Raw genomic sequence first — 12,188 nt, forward strand, 5'->3', positions numbered from 1 at the left:
TCTAATTTTATTCAGTCGTTTATGTTATTGCAAATAGTTACTGCTTGCTCAGACAGTAACCATTATCCATATTTACAGTTTTTTCACAAATAACGCACGGATGGCATTCAATACCGCAATGATCATAACTCCTACATCTGCGAAAATGGCCACCCACATGTTCGCAATACCAAGGGCACCCAGAATCAGGCAGAGAACCTTGATACCGATGGCAAAGTAGATATTTTCATATACAATGTGAATGCATTTACGTGCAATCTTAATCGCTTTGGAGATCTTCAGCGGGTCATCATCCATCAGCACAATATCTGCTGCCTCAATTGCCGCATCGGAACCAAGAGCACCCATAGCAATACCGATGTCTGCTCTGGACAATACAGGGGCATCATTGATACCGTCACCTACAAATGCCAGTTTTTCTTTGGCTGTTTTCTTATCCAGAAGCTCTTCCACCTTTGTTACCTTATCAGCAGGAAGAAGTTCACTGTAAACCTCATCAATTCCCAACTCTGCGGCAACCTGATCTGCAACCCGTCTGGAATCTCCTGTCAGCATAACTGTTTTGGAAATGCCGGCCTTCTTCAGTTCTGCAATGGCCTCTTTTGCATGAGGCTTGATAATATCAGAAATCAGGATATGTCCTGCATATCTGCCATCTACAGCCATGTGTACCACTGTTCCTACGTGATGGCATTCCTGATAGGCAATACCGAGCTTCTTCATCAGCTTTGCATTTCCCGCAGCTACAGAAACACCGTCAACCTTTGCGATCACACCGTTTCCGCTGATCTCTTCAATGTCTGTAACACGGTTTCTGTCAACAGGTTTGCCATATGCTTTCTGCAGACTCTTGCTGATGGGATGGGAAGAAGAACACTCTGCAAGTGCTGCATACTCTAACAATTTCTCATCAGACATTTCATTATGGTGAATGCCGCTTACCTCGAATACACCCTGGGTCATGGTACCTGTTTTATCAAATACCACATATTTGGTCTGTGCCAGTGTTTCCAGATAGTTGGAGCCTTTCACAAGCACTCCCTGATTGCTGGCACCACCGATTCCTGCAAAAAAGCTTAAAGGAATACTGATCACCAGCGCGCATGGACAGCTGATTACCAGGAAGGTAAGGGCTCTGTAAATCCAGTCACCCCACATAGCCGGTTTTCCCATAATCAACAGTACGATCGGCGGAATCAGGGCAAGAGCAAGGGCACCGTAACATACAGCAGGGGTATAATATTTTGCAAATTTGGAAATAAAGTTCTCGGATTTTGATTTTCTGGAACTGGAATTCTCTACAAGCTCCAGGATTTTGGATACTGTGGACTCGCCAAATTCCTTTGTTGTGCGGATTTTCAGTAAACCAGTCATGTTGATACAGCCGCTGATCACTTCGTCTCCCACCTTTGCACTTCTTGGAAGACTTTCCCCGGTCAGTGCACTGGTGTTTAATGTGGAAGTACCTTCTGTGATCACACCGTCAATGGGTACTTTCTCTCCTGGCTGTACAACAATGATGGTGCCGACCGCCACTTCATCCGGGTCCACCTGTTCCAGCTGGCCGTTATTCTCTACATTTGCATAGTCCGGACGGATATCCATCAGTTCACTGATATTCCTGCGGCTCTTTCCTACTGCATAACTCTGGAAAAGCTCTCCGATCTGGTAGAAAAGCATAACCGCTGTACCCTCTGTGTAATCTCCCAGAAGAATGGCACCTATGGTAGCCACTGCCATCAGGAAATTTTCGTCAAAGACCTGCTTATTTCTAATCCCTTTGCATGCTTTTTTCAGAATATCATATCCGATGATCAGATAAGGGATCATGAAAAGACCAAACCGCAGATAACCCTCAACCGGAAGCTGTGAAAAAACAACCACCAGAACAAGGGATATGATAATTCTTATTAGCATTTTCTTCTGCTTCTTATTCATTGCAATACCTCTCTTCTTATTACAATTTATGACTGCTCCGCAGTCAGACGGATAAAATCAGTAAAGCGGATATTTGCACCCCCCACAGGGGACTTACTTGATTCGGTTAAAAAACAGGGGCTGCCGGCAAAAAAAGTTTATCCACCGGCTGATGTGGCGGTAAATTGCTCTTTATGCAGCAGTCCCTGAAACACTTTTATTAAAGGAAGATCTCGCAGTCGTCTTCTACTTTCTTGCAGTTCTTTAATACGTCTTTCATAACTGCTTTCGGATCCTGTCCGTCCTCAAATTCAACGATCATCTTCAGCATCATGAAGTTAACGGTTGCATCCTTCACACCTGCTGTATTCTTTGCAGCTTCCTCCATTTTATTGGCACAGTTGGCACAGTCTACATCGATCTTATAGGTCTTCTTCATAATATTATCCTTTCCGGCTCATTTTATTCATTTTAATATATGAGCACTTGTTCACTTGTTTGATTTTATTATAACATTCTTTTCTGTGCTGTCAATAGTTTTCTGCAGTTTTCTTTACGGAAATGAAAATTTATGTTATAATCCAAAACAATACATGGGAGGTAGTATGAATATGGCAATACACGAATCAGGAGAGGATTATCTTGAGGCAATCCTTATGATCAAGAAAAGAAGCGGAAATGTCCGCTCTATTGATGTTGCACGTGAGCTTTCTTTTTCCAAGCCAAGTGTCAGCGTTGCAATGAAGAATTTAAAAACCAGTAATTATATTACGGTTGACGAGAATGGTTTTATCAATCTTACAGAAGCCGGACAGGCAATTGCAGATAAAATTTATGAAAGACATACTTTCCTGACCAACTGGTTAACTTCTATGGGAGTAGATCCTGAGGTTGCAGCTGAGGACGCATGTAAAATGGAGCATGCCATCAGCTCGGAGAGCTTTTCCGCTATCAAGAAATTTGTGGCAGATACCCATTGATTTTACTGGATTGTCACATCTGGCACTTATACCCAAAGGAAAGAAGTCCTGACCGAGGCAGCAGGGATACATCCATCTGTAATCCTCTGCTTTTCAGTCAGGACTTCTTTTCTTATCTATAAGGTTTCTTCCTTCGGAAGAAGATTTCTCATACTTCGTAAACTGATGGTCAGGGTTGACATGTTATGAAGCAATGCGGAGGTTGTTGGCATGATCACGCCTGTAACTCCAAGAGCGATCAGACCGCCGTTCACACCAATAATTGTTCTGTAATTATTGTGGATACGCTTCATCAAAGCTGTGCTCAGTCTCTTTAAGGTGACGATCTCATGGAGATTATCAGCAGAGATCGTAACATCAGCGATCTCACGGGCAATAGCAGCACCGTCACTGATGGCGATACCTACATTTGCTGAAGAAAGTGCCAGGGAATCATTGATTCCGTCACCGATCATAATCACCTTATGTCCCAACGCCTTTTCCTTCTCCACAAAGGATGCCTTATCCTCAGGCAGAACCTCAGAATAGTATTCGTCTACTCCCACCCTTTTGGCAATGGCTGCAGCTGTACGTTCACTGTCTCCTGTCATCATCACAACCTTGGTGATGCCTGCTGCTTTTAATTCACGGACAGCATCTGCTGCCTCTTCACGAAGAGGATCCTCTATGCAGATAACTGCTGCAAGCTTACCTTCAATGGCAAGATATAAGTGAGAGCATTCCAGGGGCAGATGTTCAAATCTGTCTTCCATTCCATCCGGGATCACGCATTTCTCATCTTCCATTACAAAATGCCAGCTTCCAATCACTGCCTTCTTGCCCTCTATGGTGGTAGAAATGCCGTGTGCCACAATATATTCTACTTTGGAATGCATTTCTTCGTGAACAAGATGTTTCTCTCTGGCAGCATTGACCACAGCCCTTGCCATAGAATGAGGAAAATGTTCTTCCATACATGCTGCAATACGCAGAAGCTCATCGGCGCTCAGTTCATTATTAAAAGGCACTACATCTGCAACTACAGGTTTTGCCTTTGTAAGGGTACCTGTTTTGTCAAATACGATGGTGGTGGCATCAGCCATTGCTTCCATATATTTGCCGCCTTTTACTGTAATGCTGTGGGTATTTGCCTCCCTGATGGCAGATAATACGGTAATCGGCATGGCAAGCTTCAGTGCACAGGAGAAATCTACCATAAGCACTGCAAGTGTCCTTGTCATATTTCGGGTAAGCAGCCAGGTTACACCTGTACCTGCCAGAGTATAAGGCACAAGACGGTCTGCCAGATGTTCTGCATTACTTTCCACTGAGGATTTCAGCTTCTCGGAATCCTCGATCATGCTGACGATCTTCTCATATCGGCTGGATCCTGCTGCTTCTTTCACTCTGACTGTGATCTCCCCTTCTTCCAGAACGGTTCCTGCATAGGCAAAGCTTCCCTCTGCCTTGGGGACAGGCACGGATTCACCGGTAAGAGAGGTCTGGTTGACCATAGCCTCTCCTGCCACTACATTTCCGTCAAAAGGAATTACATTTCCCATATGTACGCGTACCAGATCTCCTGCCATAACAGAAGAAACCGGCACAAGAACCTCCTGGCCCTCTGCATTTAAAAGCCATACCTTCTCTGCATTGATGGACATACTTCTGGCAAGATCATTGACAGATTTCTTGTGTGTCCACTCTTCAAGAATCTCACCGATGCCAAGTAAGAACATGGTGGAGCCTGCAGTATTGAAGTCACCGCGGAGCATAGATACACCGATGGCTGTGGCATCCAGTACAGGAACCTCCAGTCTACCCTTCAGCAGAGTGCGGACACCATGGTAAAGGTATTTTATGGATTTTGCCGTAGTAAGTGCCACACGTACCGGATATGGCAGAAACATTTTATTCAATGTCCGTAGCACTACAGAATTGATCAGCTTCTCCTTATAGGTCTCATTTAATTCCCGCCCGGAGTTTTCAAGAGCTGTCTCAGATACCTGGGCTGTTTCATAGGAAAATCTACTCAGTAATCTTATCAGTGCCTCTCTGCTTCCTGTATAAAAAACAGCCACATCCCGGGTTCTCACATAGATGGAAGCCCTGGTCACATTTGTCTGGGCTTCCAGATAACACTGGAGAATGTCTGCCTGTCTGTAAGTCATGCTTTTCTGTGTCAGATGGATACGGATACGTCCTTTTATTTCATGCTTAATAGCAAACTTCATTATTCCTCGCTGCCTTCTTCTGTTGTTTCTTCTTTCTCTTCTCTGAAATCAGTAGTATCTTCTGCTGTATCTTCCACTACTTCCTCAGCTGCTTCTCTGTCTTCATTGATCTGCTGTGCTTCTGCATAAATATCTTCTGCATTTTCCTGGATTGTGGAAGCTGTTTTCATCACACAGGATTTCGCACGGAGAACTGCTGCTGTACAGTTTGTGTAAAATTTCTTTGCGTCCTTGCTTGTAAGGATCTTAATACCTGCTGTTCCAAAAGCTACTCCTGCTGCAAAAATTCCTGTTTTCTTACCGTCAAATTTAATCATTGTATTTTCCTCCTTAATGTATGAGTTGATATTATAAAGTTCAAAAGTCTGATCATGCAAGCACGAACGTCTTTGTAAACTTTTGACCTTAGTATCATATAATTCCTGTATTATACAACCAGTTTTTTCCAAATTCCACTGTTTTTGGCTTAATGAGAAATTTAATCAAAAACGTATTCTAAAAACCGCCAGGAAAATCTTTCGGATCTTCCTGGCGGCAATATTTTTTTCATATTTCACAGGGACTCACAAACATTTTCTCGATTTCCTGCTGATCAATATATCCACAGGCCCGTAATCCTGCCTGTACTACATGATTAAAATTATCTTTGGATAATCTCTGCACTGTATTGTCATCCAGTTCAACGGTACACACGCTTCCTTCGGAACAGTCAGGATTCCTGACGATCTTGTACATATTTCTTCTGCTTATGGCACCGATTTCCTCCAGAAGGTTTACCATACGATACACAGTGGCTGATCCGATCCCCGGATCCAGACGGGAGGCATTATAATAGATTTCCTTGCAGCAGGAGCATTCATTTTCCAAAATGACCTCCAGAAGCATCCTGCGCTGTTTGGTTATTCTGCAGCCACGCTTCTTTAATTCCCGGATGACCACATCCTTCTGCATTTGGGTTCTCTGGTAATTTGTTTCTGTACAATCATTATTTTTCCTTAACGCCATTGCTCCCAAAATCACATCATCCTTCCGCTTTTCGTCTTTTATCTATTTCTCAGCCTGAGCTTTCTGTTATCAATGACAGCCCCGGCAATGGCTGCAGTCACCGCCACAGGAATGCTTTCCGCTTTTTTTGTCACGGATAATTCCTCTGACGATCAGCACAACAACCAGAAGTAAAATGCCACCTACGATCAAAGTTCCCATAACGATACCTCCATCTTAATCTTAATCTTTTAACAGGCAGAAGTCCAATTTATTTATTTCGCTCCTGCCAGACCCTTTACATTCACTTTAAGGGTATTGCTTTCTTTATATGGTCTGAACAACAGATATAAGAATCCTGCAACGATCACAAATGCCACAACTGTCCAGATACCAAATCCGCCGCCTGTTACCAGGGTACCGATCTGATAGATGCAGAGGGATACAAGATATGCCAGTCCACACTGATATCCGATTGCAAAGAAGAACCATTTTGTATTATTCATCTCTCTCTTGATGGCACCCATAGCTGCGAAGCATGGAGCGCACAGAAGGTTGAATACCAGGAAACCATAAGCTGCGATCGGTGTCATAACCTGCGCCAGGTTGCCCCAGATCTCTGCACCGTCCTCTGCCACCTCAGCAAAGCCAAAGAGCATACCGAAGGTTGCAACAACGTTTTCTTTTGCAATCAGACCTGTAACAGCTGCAACAGCCATCTTCCAGCCTTCGCCTGCCTTTGTCCATCCAAGTGGTGCAAAGATCCATGCAATTGCGGAACCGATCTTTGCCAGAATACTGTTGTTCAGTTCCTCTACCATGCCAAAGGCACCGTTTTCCCATCCAAAGCCCATGAGGAACCAGAGAACAATAGTGGAAAGAAGGATAATAGTACCTGCTTTTTTGATAAAGGACCATCCACGTTCCCACATACTTCTCAGAATGTTGCTGAGTGTAGGCCAGTGGTATGCCGGAAGCTCCATAACAAAAGGAGCAGGGTCTCCGGCGAACATTTTTGTTTTCTTTAAGATAATGCCGGAGCAGATGATTGCTGCGATACCTACAAAATAAGAGCTTGTTGCTACCCATCCACTGTTGTTGAAGAATGCACCTGCGATCATGGCAATGATCGGAAGCTTTGCACCACAGGGAACAAAGGTAGTTGTCATAATTGTCATTTTACGGTCACGGTCGTTCTCAATAGTACGGGAAGCCATAACACCAGGAACACCACATCCGCTGCCGATCAGCATTGGAATGAAGGATTTACCGGAAAGTCCGAATTTACGGAAAATACGGTCCATAATAAATGCTACACGTGCCATGTATCCGCAGGACTCCAGGAATGCCAGGAATGCAAATAACACAAGCATCTGAGGTACAAAACCAAGTACTGCCCCAACACCTGCTACAATACCGTCAAGAATCAGTCCCTGCAGCCATGCAGCACAGTGTACTGCTTCCAGTCCGGACTGAATAGCCGGAGGAATGATCTCACCAAAGAGCACATCATTGGTCCAGTCTGTTACGATCGTACCAACTGTGGTTACAGATACATAATACACGATAAACATTACAACTGCAAATATAGGAAGTGCCAGCCATCTGTTTGTGACGATACGGTCGATCTTATCAGAGGTTGTAAGCTTCTCTTTTCTTGCCTTTGTCAGGCATTTGCCGATAATGGAAGAAATATAGACATATCTCTCATTTGTGATGATGCTCTCTGTGTCATCGTCAAATGCCTCTTCCATTTCTCTGATCTCAGCAGATACATCCACTTTGGTTTTCATCTGCTCTGCGATCTTATCATCTCTCTCCAGAAGCTTGATGGCAAAAAATCTCTTCTGAGATTCCTCTACAACACCTGTAAGCTTTGCTTCTACATCACTGATTACATCTTCCGCTTTCTCACAGAATTCATGAACAGGTGTTACTTTTCTGTGACTCTGTGCAATGGCTACAGCCTTATTGGCAGCCTCTGTGATTCCGGTTCCCTTCAGGGCAGAAATCTCAACTACCTCACAGCCCAGCGCTTTTTTCAGCTTATCAATATGTATGGTATCACCATTCTTTTTTACAATGTCCATCATGTTAATGGCCATGATCACCGGAATTCCAAGCTCCAGGATCTGTGTGGACAGATACAGGTTTCTCTCAATATTGGTACCATCAATAATATTGATGATCGCATCCGGTTTTTCCTGAAGGATATAATTTCTGGCAACTACTTCCTCCAGAGTATATGGTGACAAAGAATAAATACCCGGCAGGTCAGTAAGGATCACATCTTTGTGTCCCTTTAACTTACCTTCCTTCTTTTCTACTGTTACACCTGGCCAGTTACCTACAAACTGATTGGATCCGGTCAGTGCATTGAACAATGTGGTTTTACCACAGTTCGGATTACCTGCGAGTGCAATTTTTACTGACATAATCTCTCTCCTCTACCTTTGATATTTTTTCATTCAGGACATTCTGTTTATACAAAATTAGTCTTTGTAAACTATTAGTACCATCTAATTGTTAGAACATCCTAACCTGTTATCAAAAAAATTATTCTACAACAATCATTTCGGCATCTGCTTTACGCAGGGATAATTCATATCCTCTTACTGTTACTTCTATCGGATCTCCCAGAGGTGCAACCTTCCTCACATAAACCTCCACGCCTTTCGTGATTCCCATATCCATAATTCTTCTCTTGACCGGGCCCTCACCTGTAAGCTTCTGAACCTTTACAGTCTCTCCTACACGCGCATTCTTTAATGTCTTCAAATCTTTTCCCTTCTTTCCCCAGAGTTCTGCTTCAAACACACTTCTGTTTCAAACACACCCTAGACCATAATCTTGCTTGCCATGTCTTTTCCAATGGCAACCCTGGATTCTTTAACATTGACGATCAGGCTTCCGTTGATCTCGGAAATAACTGTCACAATTCCTCCTACCACAAAGCCCAGTTCCTCAAGGTGTCTCTTAACTTCTTCTTTGCCTCCGATCCTTTTGATCGTGAAAGGTTCACCGGCATTCACCATTGACAGCGGCATTTTTTTCATCCCTTTCTGGTATTTAATAAATGATAAATATTATCTTTATTACGTAGTTAGTGTATTCTAATTTTGGTTAGATGTCAATAACTATTTTACATTTTTTATTGATAAAGTTTTTCGTTTTAAAACATTAATAAAAAATCTCATTTATTTATCACTGTATTATTGCAATGTGCATAATAGAATTTTTAACAGCAACGTGTTTCAAGAATACCAGTTAAGGCATTTCCGCTGCTTGTGTGGCAGCGTACGATATCAGTGGAAGCTCCCACCTCGTCCAGTGCACATTTCACCATTTTGTGGGATACTGTGTTTGTAAAAAGCACCAGAACATCCGGACATCCTATCTTCTTGCCGAAATTCGCTTCCATCTGCGTAAACACCTTACATTTACATTTATAAGATTTACAGATTTTTTTATACTGTGCTACCATTCTGTCATGTCCACCTACGATTACAATACTCATATATGTTCCTCCTTTGATCCTGTGTTTTTGGTTAATATTTTATCCTGTACGAAAGTTATTCTCGTTTAACTATATGTTAGTATAAACTAACACGCTTTTTCTGTCAATAACCTATTGTGTTTCACAGACAAAAAAAGACTGTCATACACCAAAATGTACAACAGTCCTTTTCGCGTATATCTGAAAAAGCTTCAGATATTTACACCCTTATCTGTTTGATCAATATTCTTCGTATCCTACACTGCCGTCAGAATAGGTAATCTCATAATATCCGTGTCCGCTTCCGTCACAGTCATCATACTGCTGACGGCCAACTTCATATTTCTCCTGAGGAGCTGACTGTGCAGGCTCCTGATAGCTGCCCTGATCCTGGGAATAATCATAATTATTCTGGCTCTGCTGTGCCTGAGCAGCTGCTGCCTGTGCCGCTGCTGCCTCAGCCTGGGCCTTGGCCTCCTGTTCAGCCTTTACCTTGGCATCTGCTGCCTCTTTATTCTCTGTAATATAGGTATGATATACATAACCTGTAATATCATCTGCCTGCACCTTAATCCAGCCCGGTGCAACAGAAATACCCTTTACCTCAGTACCTGTGGAAAGAACCTTTAAGGATTTGGACTCTTTGTCTGCCTTTTCACGGACATTTACATTGGAAAGCAGATACATGGTAAGAGGTTCGCCCCACTCTTTCTCCTCTGCTGTCTCAGCCACTTCCTCTTCCTTTTTGTCCTTATTCTCATATTTGATATAAAGGAATCCATATTCATCATAGATAACAGGCTCTGTCCAGGAATCCGGATCCATGTTTTTGAAAACATGCTCTGTTCCATCTTCACCGGTAACTGTAAGCATCTTACCCTGGGCTTTTTCTGTAGTCTCTGCTGTGTCTTCTGTTTTTGTATCCTCTGCCTTTGCGTCCTCTGTTTCATCTGCTGCATCTTCCAGCTCTCCTGCTGTCAGTGCATATCCTGTCTGATTTTTCACAGTCAGCTCCTGGGTTTCAGTTTTGATCTTCAGATCTTCCACCTCTTTTGTCTCATCTGCTGCTTCTGCACTTTCAGTCTGTGTATTCTCCTCTGTCTGCGCGCCAAATGCTGCGGCAGGTGTCAGGGCAACTGCCCCTGCTACTGAGATGCTTAAAATTTTAGTAATTAACTTCTTTTTCATTGTACGGAATCCTCCTTGATATTATTTTGATAAATATTATAAATTTTATTATCTTTCTCAATCAGTATTTCAACATCATTTCCGTCTGCTGCCACCAGCTCACTGGGCAGATAAAGACAAAATCCGTTATCATCCAGATTCTCTCCCACTTTCACGTCCATAGGAAAGGCCTCATAGACAGAGCCATTAACCTTCAGATAAATCCGGGAATCTGTATCCAGAAGCCCTTCTTTGATCCGGCCGCTGAGCTGAGCAGTCATTCCCTGAGGTTTGATCTTTACATCAACAGCTCCATCAGATCCCTGAAGCTCCTCATTCTCAGTCAGACTGATTTCCTTTGCTGCAAGCACAGGTGGAAACTGGGACATTTCCGGCAGAAAACGTTCTGCCCTCTCAATGATCACCGTATCCGCGCTATGTGCCTCCACATCCGTCAGCTGATAGGGAATTCCTCTGGAAAAATAGGCATTGGCATAGGCATCTGCCATATAAGGAAGCAGGGCATTTCCAAAGGAATCCCTGTACATGACCAGGCTTCCCTCTTTTACCGGGTTTACGGTGGTGATCCGGGGATCAAAATTGCTCTGGATCTCTTCCACAGTAGCATAGGTGGTCTCTTTGTCATAATAAATCTCATCGTCTGCTGTCGAAGCCAGGGGATACAGCATAGTATCCAGATCTCCTGTATAATCCCTGCGCACTGTATAACTTTCTCCCTCATAGGAATCATGGTCCTTACCAAGGGCATCCATCAGTACGTCTGCTGCCAGTGCTGCACCTTTGTTATTCCAGTGGGAATCCCGGGCATGATAAAGAACCTCATCCTCCTCCATCAGCGCCTGGTACAGATCTGCATAAGCAACCTTTTCCGTTTTCAGCCAGCCTTCCAGATTTTCTCTGTTTGTCTGGTCGGATACCTTCAGCTTATCATAATAAGGCATGTTGTCTCCATAGAGAGAGTTCTTATTGGGAGCAATGGTAAACCGGAAATTCACTCCCTTTTCCTCCAGGGCCTGCTGGGTCATGGACAGCATATGGGCAATATTGAACAGGCTCCTGTCAGACAGTAAATCCTGTCCCAGATAGTCATCCAGAGAATCCTTGTAATAGAGCCAGCCATTTTTACCCTGGATCACACCATCTGCAGTAGAGGTTTCCAGAAGTCTGCCGTGGAGCAGTGCATTTCCGGTAACCAGTTCATTTCTGAACGCAAAATGCTCCTGGAAATAATCTCCTGCCTGGGAGAGCCATTCCACATTGATCTTCCCCTCCTCTGTTTTTGGAGAAGGAAACTCTGAAAGCTGTCTGTTTTCTGAAGATGTCTCCTGCTTTGTCACAAGCATTCCCAGGGAAGGACAAAGGCAGATGGCAAAAAACAAAATACAATAAATCAATTTTCCTTTTTTCATA

General features: G+C 43.4%; 13 protein-coding genes. 1 reads left to right on the forward strand and 12 read right to left on the reverse strand.

Annotated features, from left to right (window positions below; genetic code table 11):
* Positions 1-72: 72 nt before the first annotated feature.
* Positions 73-1,938, reverse strand: a complete 1,866-nt coding sequence (locus tag H8Z82_RS11225) for a heavy metal translocating P-type ATPase (RefSeq protein WP_186995166.1) — start codon at positions 1,936-1,938, stop codon at positions 73-75.
* Between the two features lie 199 nt (positions 1,939-2,137).
* Complete coding sequence (locus H8Z82_RS11230) at positions 2,138-2,356, reverse strand: cation transporter (protein ID WP_019161536.1); 219 nt, start codon at positions 2,354-2,356, stop codon at positions 2,138-2,140.
* 172 nt (positions 2,357-2,528) lie between these two features.
* Between H8Z82_RS11230 and H8Z82_RS11235 the strand changes: the two genes are divergently transcribed.
* Positions 2,529-2,897: a metal-dependent transcriptional regulator gene (locus H8Z82_RS11235; protein ID WP_019161535.1), complete on the forward strand. Its 369-nt coding sequence runs from the start codon at positions 2,529-2,531 to the stop codon at positions 2,895-2,897.
* Positions 2,898-3,013: 116 nt separating this feature from the next.
* Here the strand turns inward: H8Z82_RS11235 and H8Z82_RS11240 are convergent, their stop codons facing one another.
* The 10 genes from H8Z82_RS11240 to H8Z82_RS11285 all read right to left on the reverse strand — a co-directional run bounded on the left by H8Z82_RS11240 (position 3,014) and on the right by H8Z82_RS11285 (position 12,187).
* Positions 3,014-5,110: a heavy metal translocating P-type ATPase gene (locus H8Z82_RS11240; protein ID WP_186995167.1), complete on the reverse strand. Its 2,097-nt coding sequence runs from the start codon at positions 5,108-5,110 to the stop codon at positions 3,014-3,016.
* Positions 5,110-5,427 (reverse strand): DUF6110 family protein, encoded by a 318-nt coding sequence (locus H8Z82_RS11245; protein ID WP_019161533.1) that lies wholly within the window; start codon positions 5,425-5,427, stop codon positions 5,110-5,112. The genes H8Z82_RS11240 and H8Z82_RS11245 overlap by 1 nt, the downstream gene beginning before the upstream one ends.
* Positions 5,428-5,656: 229 nt before the next feature.
* Entirely contained in the window at positions 5,657-6,115 is a 459-nt protein-coding gene (locus H8Z82_RS11250) for a transcriptional repressor (protein WP_044997206.1), read from the reverse strand.
* 69 nt (positions 6,116-6,184) lie between these two features.
* A complete protein-coding gene (locus H8Z82_RS11255) occupies positions 6,185-6,316 on the reverse strand; it encodes a FeoB-associated Cys-rich membrane protein (protein WP_173742516.1) in 132 nt (43 codons plus the stop codon).
* Positions 6,317-6,369: 53 nt separating this feature from the next.
* Entirely contained in the window at positions 6,370-8,529 is a 2,160-nt protein-coding gene (gene feoB / locus H8Z82_RS11260; RefSeq protein ID WP_186995168.1) for a ferrous iron transport protein B, read from the reverse strand.
* Positions 8,530-8,650: 121 nt separating this feature from the next.
* Positions 8,651-8,872 (reverse strand): FeoA family protein, encoded by a 222-nt coding sequence (locus H8Z82_RS11265; protein WP_026076955.1) that lies wholly within the window; start codon positions 8,870-8,872, stop codon positions 8,651-8,653.
* Between the two features lie 59 nt (positions 8,873-8,931).
* Entirely contained in the window at positions 8,932-9,141 is a 210-nt protein-coding gene (locus H8Z82_RS11270; RefSeq protein WP_019161528.1) for a FeoA family protein, read from the reverse strand.
* Positions 9,142-9,332: 191 nt separating this feature from the next.
* Positions 9,333-9,611: a DUF2325 domain-containing protein gene (locus H8Z82_RS11275; RefSeq protein ID WP_019161527.1), complete on the reverse strand. Its 279-nt coding sequence runs from the start codon at positions 9,609-9,611 to the stop codon at positions 9,333-9,335.
* A 219-nt stretch (positions 9,612-9,830) separates the two neighbouring features.
* Entirely contained in the window at positions 9,831-10,778 is a 948-nt protein-coding gene (locus H8Z82_RS11280; RefSeq protein WP_186995169.1) for an SH3 domain-containing protein, read from the reverse strand.
* The gene (locus H8Z82_RS11285) at positions 10,775-12,187 is read right to left on the reverse strand and encodes an alginate O-acetyltransferase AlgX-related protein (RefSeq protein WP_186995170.1); all 1,413 of its coding nucleotides are present in this window, start codon (positions 12,185-12,187) and stop codon (positions 10,775-10,777) included. The genes H8Z82_RS11280 and H8Z82_RS11285 overlap by 4 nt, the downstream gene beginning before the upstream one ends.
* Position 12,188 lies beyond the last annotated feature (1 nt).

The organism is Blautia difficilis (assembly GCF_014297245.1).
Lineage (GTDB): Bacteria > Bacillota > Clostridia > Lachnospirales > Lachnospiraceae > Blautia_A > Blautia_A difficilis.

Excerpts from the sequence above, each read along its gene's own strand:
- H8Z82_RS11255 (WP_173742516.1), bottom strand. The coding sequence starts at position 6,316 with ATGGGAACTTTGATCGTAGGTGGCATTTTACTTCTGGTTGTTGTGCTG.
- H8Z82_RS11270 (WP_019161528.1), bottom strand. The coding sequence starts at position 9,141 with ATGCCGCTGTCAATGGTGAATGCCGGTGAACCTTTCACGATCAAAAGG.
- H8Z82_RS11225 (WP_186995166.1), bottom strand. The coding sequence starts at position 1,938 with ATGAATAAGAAGCAGAAGAAAATGCTAATAAGAATTATCATATCCCTT.
- H8Z82_RS11280 (WP_186995169.1), bottom strand. The coding sequence starts at position 10,778 with ATGAAAAAGAAGTTAATTACTAAAATTTTAAGCATCTCAGTAGCAGGG.
- H8Z82_RS11230 (WP_019161536.1), bottom strand. The coding sequence starts at position 2,356 with ATGAAGAAGACCTATAAGATCGATGTAGACTGTGCCAACTGTGCCAAT.
- H8Z82_RS11235 (WP_019161535.1), top strand. The coding sequence starts at position 2,529 with ATGGCAATACACGAATCAGGAGAGGATTATCTTGAGGCAATCCTTATG.
- H8Z82_RS11250 (WP_044997206.1), bottom strand. The coding sequence starts at position 6,115 with ATGGCGTTAAGGAAAAATAATGATTGTACAGAAACAAATTACCAGAGA.
- H8Z82_RS11275 (WP_019161527.1), bottom strand. The coding sequence starts at position 9,611 with ATGAGTATTGTAATCGTAGGTGGACATGACAGAATGGTAGCACAGTAT.
- feoB (WP_186995168.1), bottom strand. The coding sequence starts at position 8,529 with ATGTCAGTAAAAATTGCACTCGCAGGTAATCCGAACTGTGGTAAAACC.
- H8Z82_RS11240 (WP_186995167.1), bottom strand. The coding sequence starts at position 5,110 with ATGAAGTTTGCTATTAAGCATGAAATAAAAGGACGTATCCGTATCCAT.
- H8Z82_RS11285 (WP_186995170.1), bottom strand. The coding sequence starts at position 12,187 with ATGAAAAAAGGAAAATTGATTTATTGTATTTTGTTTTTTGCCATCTGC.
- H8Z82_RS11245 (WP_019161533.1), bottom strand. The coding sequence starts at position 5,427 with ATGATTAAATTTGACGGTAAGAAAACAGGAATTTTTGCAGCAGGAGTA.